The organism is Rathayibacter sp. VKM Ac-2879 (assembly GCF_015351245.1).
Taxonomy (GTDB): domain Bacteria; phylum Actinomycetota; class Actinomycetes; order Actinomycetales; family Microbacteriaceae; genus Rathayibacter.
On sequence record NZ_JADKSO010000001.1, the window covers coordinates 74,709 to 89,259 of the forward strand.

Below are 14,551 nucleotides of genomic sequence, written 5' to 3' on the forward strand. Positions count from 1 at the left end.
GAGCAGGCCGGACGAGTCGATCAGGCCGGTGTAGCTCGTCTGATTGTTCGGGAACAGGTAGCCATTGGCGAGAGTCACAGTGACCTGCTCATTCGCCGCGGGTGCAGTTCCGTCACTCGTCTTTCGCACCGTCACGCCCGTGATGGCTCCGCAGGCGGTGCCCGTGTAACTGTTCTGCGTGAAGGCGAGGGTCGGTGTTGTGCTCTCGGCGCATCGCCTCGATTCGGTCGACCAGATCGCCCGACGTTGCGCTGGGTTGACGGCGTGGTGCCGAGGCCCTCTGGGGTCAGCGGCGCGTTGCGGTGGGCGCGCGTCATGACCGGAACCGATCACCCCACTCGTCGAGAGCGTCCAGCATGAATGCGCTGTCCAACGAATAGATCCGCTCCCGCCCCTGCAAGCCGACGGTGATGAGTCCTGCTTCCTCGAGCTGGCGGAGATGGCGGCTCGTCGTCTGCCAGCTGTTGTCCATCCGGCCAGCGATCTTTCCAGAGGTCTGAGAGCCACCGTTTGCCAGCAGCGTCACCAAGATTGCGCGCCGCGTCCGGTGCGACAGCGCTGCAAACAGGGCATCCAATCGATCCAGGTCGGCAAGACCCGGGATGGGGTCAGGCGACGACATTCAGCACAACCGGCACGAACTCATCGAACACCAGCCCCCGGTCCACAACGGCAGGAGTGTGCGGCTCGACGAGGTTCGTAAGCCGGGTCCAGATCGGGATCAGGTCGGGGTGCTCGTGCGCGGGACCCATCACCCCGGGGACCCACTTGGCAAGCTCGATGTACCGCAGCGGTTCGGACACCGAACGGAACAGCAGCGGCGCCTCTTCCGCGATGAAGCCCAGACGACGCAAGGCCGCCCAGCTCTCTGGCAGCACACGCTCAAACTCCTCGGCAGAACCCGCCCGAACGTAGTACGTGCCGAACGTCACTTCTTCCTCAACTCTTTTATCAGCCATACTGCTTACTGTAAGCGAAATGGCTTAGCGAATCAAGAGTCAGGGTGCGCGTCAACAACCTCATGGCCAGCACCAAGAGCAGCAGCCGTACTACGTGCGACCGTCCGCGGTCGCCGCGGCATGCCACACGGCGTCCTCTTCCTGCGTGAGACGCACAGCGACGTTCTTCGTCCGCTCGCCGCGCGGACCCGGAGCCGGCTCCTCTGGAGCGGGGAGCGTCCGGGTGCGTGAGGAGGAAACGCAGAAGGTCCCCGGCGCGGACGACGAGGACCTTCTGACGAGGAGCGCGAACCCTACATGTTGATCATGTGCCCCTTGAGACCGTGGAAGGCCTCCTGCAGCGCCTCCGACAGCGTCGGGTGGGTGTGCACGTTGCGGGCGAGCTCGGTGGCGGTGAGGTCCCACTTCTGCGCGAGCGTCAGCTCGGGGAGGAGCTCGGAGACGTCCGGTCCGATCATGTGCGCACCGAGCAGCTCGCCGTGCTTCTTGCTCGCGATGAGCTTGACGAAGCCGGTCGGCTCGCCGAGTCCGTGCGCCTTGCCATTGGCCATGAAGGGGAAGGTCGAGACCGTGATCTCGTGGCCCTCGTCGGTCGCCTGCTTCTCGGTGAGGCCGAAGGAGGCGATCTGCGGCTGGCAGAAGGTCGCCCGCGGCATCATGCGGTAGTCGCCCAGGGTCTGGGTCTCGGCGCCCGCGAGGGTCTCGGCGGCGACGACGCCCTGCGCCTCCGCGACGTGCGCGAGCTGGAGCTTCGCGGTGACGTCACCGATCGCGTAGATGTGCGGGACGTTGGTGCGCATGTGGTCGTCGATCGCGATCGCCCCGCGCTCGGTGAGCTCGACGCCCGTGTTCTCGAGGCCGAAGCCCTCGGTGCGCGGCACCCAACCGATCGACATGAGCACCTTGTCGACTTCGAGGCTCGACTGCGTGCCGTCCTTCGCCGTGTAGGTGACGGTGACGTAGCCGTCCTTGTCGACGACCGACTCGACCTTGGTCGACGTGAGGATCTCGACGCCGAGCTTCTTGTACTGCTTCTGGATCTCCTTCGAGACGTCCGGGTCCTCGTTGGGGAGGGCGCGGTCCATGAACTCGATGATCGTCACGTCGACGCCGTAGTTCTTGAGGACGTAGGCGAACTCCATGCCGATAGCGCCCGCTCCCACGATGGCCATCGTGTCGGGCAGCTCGCGGGTCATGATCTGGGTCTCGTAGGTGACGACGTTCTCCGACAGCTCGACGCCCGGGAGGAGGCGCACGCTCGCGCCGGTCGCGATGATCGCGTCGTCGAAGGTGAGCGACTCCGTGCCACCGGCGCTGAGCTGGACGTCGAGGCCCTGGGGGCCGGTGAAGGAACCGACGCCGTCGAACTCGGCGATCTTGTTCTTCTTCATCAGGAAGTGCACGCCCTTGGTGCGGCCGTCCGCGACCGAGCGGCTGCGGTCGAAGGCCGCACCGAAGTCGAACGAGACGTCACCCGAGATGCCGAACTGCTTCGCCTGGGTGTGGAAGAGGTGGGCGAGCTCAGCATTGCGCAGAAGCGCCTTCGACGGGATACAGCCGACATTGAGGCAGACGCCGCCCCAGTACTGCTTCTCGACGACCGCGACCGACTTGCCGAGCTGTGCGGCACGGATCGCAGCCACGTAACCGCCGGGGCCCGCCCCCAGGACGACGACGTCGAAGTGCTGGGACATGGATGATCCTCCATCAGATTCGTGATCGTTGGGTGCGCGGGGTGACCACGCCGCCTCCCACCGTACCGTTCCCAGGCTCGGAGGCGCCCCGGTCCTCCGCTTGTGGCGAACGCAGTCCGGCCCGAGAGCCGGAGCGTCCAGGGCGGCACGCAGTGGCGGGACAGCGCGCCAAAGCACGGCCCCAGCACCGCTCTTCCACGAGGGCCCGCTTCTCAGACCGGGTCCTCGTCACGGCTCACAGGAGAGGACGCCGCAGGAATGCCCGTATGGAGCGCGCGGTTGGATTCTCACGGGCAACGGCGCCCCTCCCCGGTTCCCGCCAGACGCTCGAAGGATGCCCCCGATGACCCTCACCCTCCCCCGCACCGCAGAGACCAGCGCTCCGATCCTCGAAGTGCTCGCGGAACGCTGGAGCCCGCGCTCCTACCAGGCCGACGCCTCCGTCTCGGACGAGACGCTCGTCTCGCTGCTCGAGGCCGCCCGCTGGTCGCCCTCGGCCAACAACTCGCAGCCGTGGCGCTTCATCGTGGCGCGACGCGGCACGGAGGCGTTCGACGCGATCGCCGCGACGCTGATGGGGTTCAACGCGGAATGGGCGGGCTCCGCCTCCGTGCTGCTCGTCGCCCTCGCCGAGACGGTCAACACCGAGGGCGCCGCGCGTCCGTGGGCCCTTTACGACCTGGGGCAGTCCGTCGCCCACCTCAGCATCCAGGCGCACCACGAGGGACTGCACGTGCACCAGATGGCCGGCTTCGGCAAGGAGGGGATCCGCCGCGCGTTCGACGTCGATTCCCGTTTCGAGCCGGTGACGGTCGCCACGATCGGCGTCGTCGCCGAGCCGGAGGCGCTCTCGAGCGATGCGCTGCGCGAGCGCGAGGTCGCGCCCCGCACGCGACTCCCGCTCGACGAGATCGTGCTCGTCCAGGCGTAGCCCCGATCGTCCGAGGCCCCGGTCCGCTCTGACGGGCCGGGGCCTCTCTGTGTTACTCCCCATGTCGTCGCCCTCCGGCGGGTGTGCCGTGAGCTGCCTACGATCGGACGATCCGTCTGCCCGCCCCGCCGCCCCGGAGCATCATGCCCGCCACCCCCGCCCGCACGAGCCTGGCCTTCGACGCCAAGCTCGGCCAGTCGGCGTTCCCGCTGCGGTTCGAGGGAGTCGGCCGCACCTTCGCGCCCGGCGCACCGGTGCTCGCCGACGTGACGCTCGAGGTGACCGCTGGCGAGGTCATCGCGATCCTCGGGCCGAGCGGATGCGGCAAGTCGACCCTCTTGCGCATCGCCGCCGGGCTGGACTCGGCCAGCGAGGGCTCGGTGCTCATCGACGGGGCGCCCGTGTCGGGCATCGACCCGCGCTGCGCGGTGGCCTTCCAGGAGCCGCGGCTGCTGCCCTGGCGCACGATCGCCGACAACGTGGCGCTCGGGCTGCCGCGGGGCACCTCGCGCAGCGCCTCCCGCACCGCCGTCGACGAGCTGCTCTCGCTCGTAGGCCTCAGCGCGCACGCGAGCGCCCGTCCGCGCGAGGTGTCGGGAGGCATGGCCCAGCGCGCCTCCCTCGCCCGCGCCCTGGCACGGAACCCCGGCGTACTGCTGCTCGACGAGCCGTTCGGCGCCCTCGACGCGCTGACCCGTCTGCGGATGCAGGACCTGCTGCTCGATGTGCATGCCGCGGCGCCGGCGACGATCCTGCTCGTGACCCACGATGTCGACGAGGCGCTCCAGCTGGCCGACCGCATCGTCCTGCTCGGTCGCGACGAGCCGGGAGGTGTCTCTCGCATCCAGCGCGTCATGACGGTTCCCGGGGCACGGCCTCGAGACCGCGGCTCGGCCGAGCTCGCCGAGCGGCGGGTCGAGCTGCTCGAAGGTCTCGGGATCGAACGGCACTGAGCCGGGTCCCTCCCCAGGTCCGATTCGCCGCGGTTCTCCACAGATCCACCCGCTCTCCTCCTCCCCACCCTCCCCTGCACACACACTCGTTCCTGACCGGAACCGCATCCCGAAGCCGAGGCACCATGTCGTTCACCAGCTCCCCCCTCACGCGCCGCACTGCGCTCGCCGGACTGTTCACCGCCGCCGCCGTCCCGCTGCTCGCGGGCTGCGTCCAAGGCGAGGGCGGCGCGGGCACCGCCGCGGCACCCGCGGGCACCGGCTCGACCACCCAGGGCGGCACGCTCACCCTCGACTTCGCGACTTACAACCCACTGAGCCTCGTCATCAAAGAGAAGGGCTGGCTCGAGGCTGCCCTCGCGAAGCAGCAGGTCACCGTGGCGTGGGTGCAATCGGCCGGCTCCAACAAGGCCAACGAGGCCCTGCGCGCCGGCGCGATCGACGTCGGGTCGACCGCCGGCTCCGCCGCGCTGCTCGCGCGGTCCAACGGCTCCCCGATCAAGACGATCGACATCTTCTCGCAGCCGGAGTGGTCGGCCCTCGTCGTCCCCGCGGGCTCACCCCTCACGTCGGTCGAGCAGCTCAAGGGCAAGCAGATCGCGGCCACCAAAGGCACCGACCCCTACTTCTTCCTGGTACAGGCGCTCGAAGCGGCGGGCCTCGGCATCGACGACGTCACCGTGCAGAACCTCCAGCACGCCGACGGCTGGGCCGCGCTGCAGAACGGCTCGGTCGACGCGTGGGCCGGGCTCGACCCGATCATGGCCGGCGCCCAGGCCGCCGGTGCGACGCTCCTCTACCGCAACGTCGACTTCAACTCCTACGGGCTGCTCAACGCCACCGAGAGTTTCCTCTCGACCAAGCCCGACCTGGCGCAGACCGTCGTCAACGCCTACGAGCACGCTCGCGCCTGGGCGCTCGCGAACCAGGAAGAGACGGCGAGCATCCTCGCCTCCGTCGCGGGCCTCGACGTCGCGGTCGCCACGACGGTGATCACGCAGCGCAGCAACCTGGGAGTCGACAACGTACCCGGCTCGGCGCAGACCGACGTGCTCTCGGCGATCGGCCCGATCTTCGTGGCGAACGGCGACGTCGCCTCGCAGCAGAACGTCGACGCGGCACTCGGCTCGCTGCTCGAGCCCACGTATGCAAAGGCGGCCGATCCGAACGCGATCGGCGCCTGACTGAGCGGAGGCCGCTAGGCCCCCGACTCCCGCCACCTGCCCCGAGACCGAGGAGACGACGATGACGATCCGCGACGACGACACGGCGACCGCCGACCCCGTACGCGGGAGCGCGTTTCCCCGCGTCGACGGGCTCGCCGTCGCCGGCGCCTCGCTCGGCGCCTCGCGACGAGGGGCCGACGCCTCCCACCCGCGGACCTCGCGGCGCTGGTTCGTCGTCGGGGGCGGCGCGGTCCTCCCGGCGCTGCTGCTCGCGGCCTGGCAGATCGCGACGGCCACCGGAGCGGTCTCCCTCGCGGTGTTCCCCTCCCCCGCCATGGTGTGGGCGGCGGGCGTCGACCTCGCACAGCGCGGTGCGCTGGGTCAAGACGTCGCCATCTCGACCCAGCGCGTCCTCATCGGCTTCGCGCTCGGCTCGGCGCTGGGGCTCGTGATCGGCGCTCTCTTCGGGCTCTCACGGTTCTGGGAGGTCGTGCTCGCGCCGACGCTCGGAGCAATCCGAGCCGTGCCCTCGCTGGCCTGGGTTCCCCTGCTGCTGCTCTGGATGGGAATCGGCGAGGAGTCGAAGATCACGCTCATCACCATCGGCGCGTTCTTCCCGGTGTTCACGACCGTCGCGACCGCCCTCGGGCACGTCGACCGCCACCTCGTGGAGGCGGGGCGGGCGTTCGGGCTCTCGGGCATCCGACTGTTCACCACGGTCCAGCTCCCCGCGGTGATCCCGTCCGTGATCTCCGGGCTGCGGCTCGCCCTCGCGCAGTCATGGTTGTTCCTCGTGGCCTCCGAGTTGATCGCCTCGTCGATGGGGCTGGGCTTCCGCCTCATCGACAGCCAGAACAACGGGCGGATCGATCGTGTGTTCCTCGCGATCATCCTGCTCGCCGTGCTGGGCACACTGACCGACTCCGTGGTCGGGCTGTTCCAGCGCTATGCCGTGAGGAAGTGGGCATGAGCGCCCAGGAAGGCACACAGAGCGTGACGATCGCGAACCTGCTCGAAGAGCACCGGCGGTTCCCGCCTCCCGCCGCCTTCGCCGAGGCCGCCCACGTGGGCCCTGAGGAATACGCGCGCGCCGCCGCCGATCCGATCGCCTTCTGGGAAGAGGCGGCCCGCCGCTTGGACTGGGCCGAGCCGTGGCACACGGCCCACACCTGGGAGCCGGCCACCGCTCGCGCCGACGGCACGCTCTCGATACCGCGCGCGACCTGGTTCGAGGGCGGACGCCTCAACGTCGCCGTGAACTGCGTCGACCGGCACGTCGACGCCGGACGTGGCGACAAGGTCGCGCTGCACTTCGAGGGCGAGCGCGGCGACCGGCGCTCGATCACCTACGCCGAGCTCCAGCGCGACGTCGCGAAAGCAGCGAACGCCCTCACCTCCCTCGGCATCGGCCGCGGCGACCGCGTCGTGGTGTACCTGCCGGTGATCCCCGAGACGGTCGTCATCACCCTCGCCATCGCCCGCATCGGAGCGATCCACTCGCTCGTCTTCGGCGGCTTCTCCGCGGAGGCTGTGCGGTTCCGCGTCGAGGACACCGGCGCCAAGCTCCTGGTCACGACCGACGGGCAGTTCCGTCGCGGAGCGGCCGTGCCCGTCAAGGCCAACGCCGACCACGCGGTCGAGGGCGTCGAAACGGTCGAGCACGTCCTCGTCGTGCGCCGCACCGGCGACGAGACGCCCGACCTCCCCTGGACCCCCGGCCGTGACGTCTGGTGGCACGACGTGGTCGACGCGCAGAGCGACGAGCACGAGGCTGAGGCCTTCGACTCCGAGACGCCGCTGTTCATCATCTACACCTCTGGCACCACCGGAAAGCCGAAAGGGCTCGTGCACACGAGCGGCGGCTACCTCACCCAGGCATCCTGGACCCACTGGGCCGTGTTCGACGCGAAGCCCGACGACGTGCACTGGTGCACCGCCGATCTCGCCTGGGTCACGGCGCACACCTACGAGATCTACGGCCCGCTCTCGAACGGGCTCACCCAGGTGATCTACGAAGGCACCCCCCACACGCCTCACACTGCGCGACACTTCGAGATCATCGAGCGCTACGGAGTGACCGTCTACTACACGGCACCGACCCTCATCCGCACGCTGATGACCTGGTTCCCCGAGGGCGTGCCGAGCCACTACGACCTGTCAAGCCTGCGGCTGCTCGGCACGGTCGGCGAGTCGATCAATCCGGAGGCGTGGGTCTGGTTCCACGAACGCATCGGCGGCGGACGCTGCCCCATCGTCGACACGTGGTGGCAGTCCGAGACCGGAGCCGCCGTCATGTGCCCGCTCCCCGGCGTCTCGACACTCAAACCCGGCTCCTCGCTCGGCGCGCTGCCCGGCCTCTCGACGCTCGTCGTCGACGACGACGGGCAGCGTGTGCCGAACGGCTCGGGAGGCTACCTCGTGGTCGACCGCACCGGTCCGGCGCTCGCGCGCACGGTCTGGGGCGATCCGGAACGGTACCGCGACTCCTACTGGGCGCGCTTCGCCGCGCAGGGCTACTTCTTCTCGGGAGACGGCGCGAAGTACGACGCGGACGGCGACATCTGGGTGCTCGGCCGCGTCGACGACGTCATCAACGTCTCCGGCCACCGGCTGTCGACGATCGAGATCGAGTCGGCGCTCGTCGCGCACCCGGCGGTCGGCGAAGCGGGAGTCGTCGGAGTCGCCGATGCCATGACCGGGCAGGCCATCGCGGCGTTCGTGATCCCCTCCGACGAGACGGTCGACCGGGCAGCCGCCGACCCGGAGTACTGGGTCGCGCTCGGAGACACGCTCTCGTCGGTGCTGCGCGACCACGTGGCCACGGCCATCGGGCCGATCGCCAAACCCCGCGACGTCGTGGTGGTGCCCGACCTGCCCAAGACCCGCTCGGGCAAGATCATGCGGCGGCTGCTCGGCGACATCCGCGACGGTCGCGCGCTGGGAGACGTGACGAGCCTCCAGGACGACACCGTGCCGGCGCGGATCGCGCGCATCGTCGCAGCACGCGGCTGACGCTCGATCCACCGCCTCCCTGCTCGAGACACCGCTCAGCCGGCGCGGGGGCGGTGTGGAGAGGCCAGCGGCGAGCGCGCAGACATCCGGAGTAGCGTGAGGGCGTGCGCGACGTCCAACAGCAGATCATCTCCGAGCTCCACGTCTCCCCCACCGTCGACCCGGCCGCCGAGGTCGAACGACGCAGCGGCTTCCTCGCCGACTACCTCCGACACACCGGCGCGAAAGGCCTCCTCCTCGGCATCAGCGGCGGCCAGGATTCGAGCCTGGCCGGGCGACTGTGCCAGCTCGCGGTCGAGCAGGTACGCGCGAGCGGAGGCGACGCCTCCTTCATCGCCGTGCGCCTCCCCTACCGGATCCAGGCGGACGAGGAGGATGCGCAGCTCGCACTGACGTTCATCCGCCCCGATCGGCAGATGACCTTCGACATCCAACAGGGCGTCGACGGCATCGCCGCCGCCTTCAACGCGGCGGCCGGCGAACCGATCTCGGACTTCGTCAAGGGCAACGTCAAGGCACGCGCCCGGATGGTCGCACAGTACGCGATCGCCGGACAGGCGGGCATGCTCGTCGTCGGCACCGACCATGCAGCAGAGGCAGTCACGGGCTTCTTCACCAAGTTCGGCGACGGCGGCGCCGACGTCCTCCCGCTCACGGGCCTCACCAAACGGCAGGGCCGCTCGCTGCTCGAGCACCTCAACGCGCCGGCCCGCCTCTACGAGAAGGCGCCGACGGCCGACCTGCTCGACGAGAACCCCGGCCAGACCGACGAGTCGAACCTGGGGCTCGTCTACGCCGACCTCGACACCTACCTCGAGGGCGGCGAGGTCCAACCGGCCGTCGCCGAGGCGATCGAGACGCGGTACGCGGCGACCGAGCACAAGCGACAGGTGCCTCTCTCGATGTTCGACGACTGGTGGCACGCCTCCGCGACGTACACACCCGGTCACGACTGACGCCTCTCCCGCCCGCGGGATCGCCGTCGCGAGAGCGAGCGGGGTCAGTCGGAGGCGGCGCGCGCGTTGTAGACGAGCGACCCGCCCGCGTCGACGGAGGCGCGGTAGGCCCGAAACACGTCCAGCGCCTCGGCACGGAGGACTCCGTCGACGACCTCGATGTGGCGGGCCTCGAACGCGGCGGCCCAGTCGTCGCGCATCGGGCCCTCATCGAAGGTGGTGATCTCCTCGAGCTCGGGTCCTGAGCCGGCGACGACGAGGCGCCGTACGCCCGACCAGAGCGTGGCTCCGTAGCACTGCACGCACGGACGCCAGTTGACGACGAGTTCGTGTGCCGGGAGACCGTCGCCTCCGAGGTCCCAGGCACCGAGTGCAGTCTGCGCGAGACCGAGCGCGGTGACTTCCGCGTGGCCGGAGGATATCCCGCTCGCAAGCACGACGTTCACACCCACCGCCACAAGACGGCCGGAGTCGCGCTCGACGACGATCGCCGCGAACGGGCCGCCGTTGCCCTCGCGGAAATTGCGGTCGGCGAGCGCGTGCACGAGCGCCATCCGCTCCTCCAGCGTCGGCAGGACCTCGGGGATGTCGCGCACGGCGTCGCCGATCCACTCGGGCAGCGTGATCTCGAAGCGGGTGGCGAGCCGGTCGATGTTCACGGGGACTCCTGGTGAGCGTAATGAGCGGACGGAAGGGCGCTGCTCCGCGACCTCCCGCGTTCACTGTGCAGGACGGATCGTCCGCTCGTCACCACGGCACGCCGATCGGCGGACCGCATCGAGGATCCGTCCTGCAGAGTGAACGAGCAGGCTACGGCCGCACGAGCGTCTTGATCGCGCGGCGCTCGTCCATCGCGGCGTACGCCTCCGCGATCTCGTCGAGCGGCAGCTCGAGGTCGAAGACGAGTCCCGGCTCGATGGCACCGCTCAGCACATCGGGGAGCAGCTCCGCCATGTAACCGCGGACGGGCGCGACACCGCCGTTGACGCCGACGTTGGAGCCGAACATCTGGCGCACGGGCAGCTCGGGGCCGCCGTTGGGCACGCCGACGTAGCCGACCATCCCGCCGGGCCGGGCCGAGTCCAATGCCTGCTGCATCGACTCCTTCGTGCCGACGCACTCCAGGACGCAGTCGGCGCCGATCCCGTCGGTCAGCTCGCGCACGCGAGCGACCCCCTCGTCGCCGCGGGCCTCGACGATGTGCGTCGCGCCGAAGCGACGCGCGAGGTTCTGTCGCGACTCGTGCCGTGACATCGCGATGATCGTGGTGGCGCCCAAACGCTTGGCCGCGAGGACGGCGCAGAGGCCGACCGCGCCGTCGCCCACGACCGCGACGGTCGAACCCGAGCCGACCCCGGCCGACACGGCGGCGTGGTGACCGGTGCCCATCACGTCGGCGAGGGTCAGCAAGCTCGGGATCAGCTCAGGGGCGGGGTCGGCGCCCACGCGAAAGAGCGTGCCGTCAGCCAGCGGCACGCGGACCTTCTCACCCTGTGCGCCGTCGGCGAAGCCCTCCTCGCGCACGTCCGAGCCCCACCAGCCGCCGTTCAGGCACGAGGTCGAGACTCCGTTCGCACAGTGGGCGCAGGTGCCGTCGCACACGTAGAACGGAGCGATCACGAAGTCGCCCACCGCGATGTCGCGCACCTCCTCGCCGACGGCCTCGACCACTCCCACGAACTCGTGGCCGATGCGGTGCGCCTCCTTCGTGGGCGTCACGCCGCGATAGGGCCACAGGTCGGAGCCGCAGACGCAGGCGGCGGTCACGCGGACGATGGCGTCACGGCCGGTAGACAGTTGCGGTTCGGGGACCTCCTCGACTCGGATGTCGCGCTCGCCGTGGATGAGTGTTGCTCGCATGATGCTCCTGCTCGGGAGAGAGGTGATGACCCGACCACGCTACGCCCGAGCGTCGTGCTCGCCCCCGGGAGAGCGGGGGCTTGCACGAACGCGCACTCGCGACTCCGACGGTGGAGCAGTGCGTCAGGGAGGCGCCTCCGCCCCCTCGGCGAGCGCCCGGGTGGCCGCGCGGTCGGAGGGGAGGATCGCCGCCGCGCCCGGATGGTTGTGCGCGAGACCGATGCCGCTCGCGCCTCGGCCGAGCACCTCGGCGAGGACCGCTGAGACGGGCACCTCGGCGTGCCCGGGACTGCCATCGGCGAGGGTGAGCACGTCGCGAACCGCGCCCGAGTCGGCGAGCGCCACGGCGAGCACCGTCTCGACAGGACGGGCAGCGAGCAGGGGAGTGACGAGCGCCGCGAGTTCGGCCGCGCTCGTGATGCGCGCCGCCCGCGAGGCGCGGTTCATGCGACGACGCAGCTCGAAGGAGGCGACGATCCGGCATGCGGCGACCTCGCCCACTCCGCGCTGGCGCACCAGGTCGGTGACTCCGGCGCGCGCCACCGCGTCGATGCCGCCGAAGCGAGCAAGGAGGCGCTGCGCCACGACGGTCGCGTTGGCGCCGCGTATCCCCGCGCCGATGAGCACGGCCAGCGTCTCGGCGTCGGTCAGTGCCTCGGGCCCACGGGCTTGCAAGCGCTCGCGGGGCCTCTGCTCGGGAGCGAGGTCGGCCATGCGAGGGGCGGGGGTTCCGAACGACATGCGGCGACGCTACGCAGGCGGCGACCCGCGCCGGTGCTCGGACGCCTCGATTGTGGACGACTGGCGGGTCAGCGGCCCTGTGGAGGAGCCTCCAGCCGCTGCCTTATGCGTCGCGCATCCCCGCCGTCACCACGAGGCTTTCGCCGTCCTCGGCCACGTCGACCAGCACAACGTCACCGTCGCGGATCGCGCCGCTCAACAGCGCCGTGGCGAGCTGATCGTCGATCGTGCGCTGCATGAGTCGCCGCAGCGGTCGCGCCCCGTAGTTCGGGTCGTAGCCGCGCTCGGCCAGCCAGCCGCGGGCCGCGGGCGTGACCGCCAGATCGAGCCGACGCTCCGCCAGCCGCCTCGAGAGCCGGTCGACGTAGAGCGACACGATCTCGCCCAGCTCGGTGCGGTCGAGCGCCTCGAAGATCACGATGTCGTCGAGCCTGTTCACGAACTCGGGCTTGAAGGCCTGCCGCACCAGCTGCTGCACCGCCTCCTCCTTCTGAGCCCGCGAGAGCGTCTGATCGACGAGGAACTGCGAGCCCAGGTTGGAGGTCAGGATGAGGATCGTGTTGCGGAAGTCGACCGTGCGACCCTGGCCGTCGGTGAGCCGGCCGTCGTCGAGAACCTGCAACAGCACGTCGAACACCTCGGGGTGCGCCTTCTCGATCTCGTCGAGAAGCACCACCGAGTAGGGGCGACGTCGCACCGCCTCGGTCAACTGGCCGCCCTGCTCGTAGCCGATGTACCCGGGAGGCGCGCCCACCAGCCGCGAGACGGCGAACTTCTCGCCGTACTCCGACATGTCGATGCGGACCATCGCCTTCTCGTCGTCGAAGAGGTGGTCGGCGAGCGCCTTCGCCAGCTCCGTCTTGCCGACTCCGGTGGGGCCGAGGAACAAGAACGAGCCGGTGGGCCGGTCGGGATCCGAGATCCCCGCCCGCGTGCGGCGGACGGCATCGGACACGGCCGAGACCGCCTCGTCCTGCCCGATCAGGCGACGGTGCAGCTCGGTCTCGAGGTGGAGGAGCTTCTCGGTCTCACCCTGCAGGAGGCGGCCGACCGGGATGCCGGTCCACGCGGCGATCACGGCCGCGATGTCGTCGGCGGTGACCTGCTCGTTGACCATGCGACCCTCGGCGGGATCCTCCTCCGCCTCGGCCGCGGCGAGCTCCCGCTCAATCACGGGGATGTCGCCGTAGAGCAGCTTCGACGCGCGCTCGAGCTTGCCCTCGCGCTGGGCCCGTTCGGCGGCGATGCGCAGCGCGTCGAGCCTGTTCTTCAGATCGCCCACGCGGTTGAGGGAGGCGCGCTCCCGCTCCCAGCGCTGCTGCAGCTCATCGAGCTGGGCGCCTCGGCGAGCGAGGTCCTCGCGCAGCTTCTCGAGCCGCGCCTTCGAGGCCTCGTCCTTCTCCTTCTTCAGCGCCAGCTCCTCGAGCTTCAGCCGGTCGACGGAGCGGCGGAGCTCGTCGATCTCGACGGGCGCGGAGTCGATCTCCATCCGGAGGCGCGAGGCAGCCTCGTCGATCAGGTCGATGGCCTTATCGGGCAGTTGGCGTGCGGTGATGTAGCGGTTCGAGAGGGAGGCGGCGGCGACCAATGCGGAGTCGGCGATGGCGACCTTGTGGTGCGCCTCGTACCGCTCCTTCAGACCGCGGAGGATCGCGACGGTGTCCTCCACGCTGGGCTCGCCGACGAACACCTGCTGGAACCGTCGCTCGAGCGCGGCGTCCTTCTCGATGTACTGGCGGTATTCGTCGAGTGTCGTGGCACCGATCATCCGGAGCTCGCCGCGGGCCAGCATGGGCTTGAGCATGTTCGCCGCGGCGACCGAACCCTCGCCGCCGCCCGCACCCATGAGGGTGTGCAGCTCGTCGATGAAGGTGATGATGCGCCCCTCGGACTCCTCGATTTCGTGGAGGACGGCCTTGAGGCGCTCCTCGAACTCGCCGCGGTACTTCGCGCCGGCGATGAGGGCCGAGAGGTCGAGGCTGACGAGCTGCTTGCCCTTGAGGCTCTCGGCGACGTCGCCCGCGACGATCCTCTGGGCGAGGCCTTCGACGACGGCGGTCTTGCCGACGCCGGGCTCGCCGATGAGGACGGGGTTGTTCTTGGTTCGGCGGGTCAGCACCTGGCTGACACGTCGGATCTCGGCGTCGCGTCCGATCACCGGGTCGAGCTTGCCGCTCGCGGCGATAGCGGTGAGGTTGACGCCGTACTGCTCGAGGGCGGACTTCTCATCCTGCTGGGGTGTCCGACCGGCCTGCATGGTGGTCTCCTCTGTGGTCAAA

General features: G+C 70.0%; 13 protein-coding genes. 6 read left to right on the forward strand and 7 right to left on the reverse strand.

Features of this window, described 5'->3' with window-relative positions; translation table 11 throughout:
* Positions 1 to 313: 313 nt before the first annotated feature.
* The 3 genes from ITJ45_RS00335 to lpdA all read right to left on the reverse strand — a co-directional run bounded on the left by ITJ45_RS00335 (position 314) and on the right by lpdA (position 2,653).
* The gene (locus ITJ45_RS00335; protein WP_194606865.1) at positions 314 to 622 is read right to left on the reverse strand and encodes an ArsR/SmtB family transcription factor; all 309 of its coding nucleotides are present in this window, start codon (positions 620 to 622) and stop codon (positions 314 to 316) included.
* Complete coding sequence (locus tag ITJ45_RS00340) at positions 609 to 959, reverse strand: hypothetical protein (protein ID WP_194606866.1); 351 nt, start codon at positions 957 to 959, stop codon at positions 609 to 611. Before ITJ45_RS00340 ends, ITJ45_RS00335 begins: the two co-directional genes overlap by 14 nt.
* A gap of 293 nt (positions 960 to 1,252) precedes the next feature.
* Positions 1,253 to 2,653 (reverse strand): dihydrolipoyl dehydrogenase, encoded by a 1,401-nt coding sequence (gene lpdA, locus ITJ45_RS00345; RefSeq protein ID WP_194606867.1) that lies wholly within the window; start codon positions 2,651 to 2,653, stop codon positions 1,253 to 1,255.
* A gap of 343 nt (positions 2,654 to 2,996) precedes the next feature.
* Here lpdA and ITJ45_RS00350 point away from each other — a divergent pair, with 343 nt between their 5' ends.
* From ITJ45_RS00350 to nadE, 6 genes are all read left to right on the forward strand, one after another.
* The gene (locus ITJ45_RS00350) at positions 2,997 to 3,584 is read left to right on the forward strand and encodes a nitroreductase family protein (RefSeq protein ID WP_194606868.1); all 588 of its coding nucleotides are present in this window, start codon (positions 2,997 to 2,999) and stop codon (positions 3,582 to 3,584) included.
* Between the two features lie 143 nt (positions 3,585 to 3,727).
* Positions 3,728 to 4,537 carry an ABC transporter ATP-binding protein gene (locus tag ITJ45_RS00355; protein ID WP_194606869.1) on the forward strand — a complete coding sequence of 270 codons (810 nt, stop codon included), beginning with the start codon at positions 3,728 to 3,730 and terminating at the stop codon, positions 4,535 to 4,537.
* A 125-nt stretch (positions 4,538 to 4,662) separates the two neighbouring features.
* Positions 4,663 to 5,721 (forward strand): aliphatic sulfonate ABC transporter substrate-binding protein, encoded by a 1,059-nt coding sequence (locus tag ITJ45_RS00360; RefSeq protein WP_194606870.1) that lies wholly within the window; start codon positions 4,663 to 4,665, stop codon positions 5,719 to 5,721.
* Between the two features lie 61 nt (positions 5,722 to 5,782).
* Positions 5,783 to 6,673: an ABC transporter permease gene (locus ITJ45_RS00365; RefSeq protein WP_194606871.1), complete on the forward strand. Its 891-nt coding sequence runs from the start codon at positions 5,783 to 5,785 to the stop codon at positions 6,671 to 6,673.
* The gene (gene acs, locus ITJ45_RS00370) at positions 6,670 to 8,715 is read left to right on the forward strand and encodes an acetate--CoA ligase (protein ID WP_194606872.1); all 2,046 of its coding nucleotides are present in this window, start codon (positions 6,670 to 6,672) and stop codon (positions 8,713 to 8,715) included. The genes ITJ45_RS00365 and acs overlap by 4 nt, the downstream gene beginning before the upstream one ends.
* 104 nt (positions 8,716 to 8,819) lie before the next feature.
* Positions 8,820 to 9,671: an ammonia-dependent NAD(+) synthetase gene (gene nadE / locus ITJ45_RS00375; protein WP_194606873.1), complete on the forward strand. Its 852-nt coding sequence runs from the start codon at positions 8,820 to 8,822 to the stop codon at positions 9,669 to 9,671.
* Between the two features lie 44 nt (positions 9,672 to 9,715).
* Here the strand turns inward: nadE and ITJ45_RS00380 are convergent, their stop codons facing one another.
* The 4 genes from ITJ45_RS00380 to ITJ45_RS00395 form a co-directional block, all read right to left on the reverse strand.
* Positions 9,716 to 10,330, reverse strand: a complete 615-nt coding sequence (locus ITJ45_RS00380; protein WP_194606874.1) for a nucleoside deaminase — start codon at positions 10,328 to 10,330, stop codon at positions 9,716 to 9,718.
* A gap of 151 nt (positions 10,331 to 10,481) precedes the next feature.
* Entirely contained in the window at positions 10,482 to 11,531 is a 1,050-nt protein-coding gene (locus ITJ45_RS00385; RefSeq protein ID WP_194606875.1) for a zinc-dependent alcohol dehydrogenase family protein, read from the reverse strand.
* 123 nt (positions 11,532 to 11,654) lie between these two features.
* A complete protein-coding gene (locus ITJ45_RS00390) occupies positions 11,655 to 12,272 on the reverse strand; it encodes a JAB domain-containing protein (protein WP_194606876.1) in 618 nt (205 codons plus the stop codon).
* A 103-nt stretch (positions 12,273 to 12,375) separates the two neighbouring features.
* Positions 12,376 to 14,529, reverse strand: coding sequence for an ATP-dependent Clp protease ATP-binding subunit (locus ITJ45_RS00395; RefSeq protein ID WP_194606877.1), 2,154 nt, complete (start codon positions 14,527 to 14,529; stop codon positions 12,376 to 12,378).
* Positions 14,530 to 14,551 lie beyond the last annotated feature (22 nt).

What these genes read in the sequence shown, in the direction of transcription:
- ITJ45_RS00365 (WP_194606871.1), top strand. Translation starts at nt 5,783, where the DNA reads ATGACGATCCGCGACGACGACACGGCGACCGCCGACCCCGTACGCGGG.
- ITJ45_RS00350 (WP_194606868.1), top strand. Translation starts at nt 2,997, where the DNA reads ATGACCCTCACCCTCCCCCGCACCGCAGAGACCAGCGCTCCGATCCTC.
- ITJ45_RS00355 (WP_194606869.1), top strand. Translation starts at nt 3,728, where the DNA reads ATGCCCGCCACCCCCGCCCGCACGAGCCTGGCCTTCGACGCCAAGCTC.
- ITJ45_RS00360 (WP_194606870.1), top strand. Translation starts at nt 4,663, where the DNA reads ATGTCGTTCACCAGCTCCCCCCTCACGCGCCGCACTGCGCTCGCCGGA.
- ITJ45_RS00390 (WP_194606876.1), bottom strand. Translation starts at nt 12,272, where the DNA reads ATGTCGTTCGGAACCCCCGCCCCTCGCATGGCCGACCTCGCTCCCGAG.
- ITJ45_RS00340 (WP_194606866.1), bottom strand. Translation starts at nt 959, where the DNA reads ATGGCTGATAAAAGAGTTGAGGAAGAAGTGACGTTCGGCACGTACTAC.
- lpdA (WP_194606867.1), bottom strand. Translation starts at nt 2,653, where the DNA reads ATGTCCCAGCACTTCGACGTCGTCGTCCTGGGGGCGGGCCCCGGCGGT.
- acs (WP_194606872.1), top strand. Translation starts at nt 6,670, where the DNA reads ATGAGCGCCCAGGAAGGCACACAGAGCGTGACGATCGCGAACCTGCTC.
- ITJ45_RS00385 (WP_194606875.1), bottom strand. Translation starts at nt 11,531, where the DNA reads ATGCGAGCAACACTCATCCACGGCGAGCGCGACATCCGAGTCGAGGAG.
- ITJ45_RS00395 (WP_194606877.1), bottom strand. Translation starts at nt 14,529, where the DNA reads ATGCAGGCCGGTCGGACACCCCAGCAGGATGAGAAGTCCGCCCTCGAG.
- ITJ45_RS00335 (WP_194606865.1), bottom strand. Translation starts at nt 622, where the DNA reads ATGTCGTCGCCTGACCCCATCCCGGGTCTTGCCGACCTGGATCGATTG.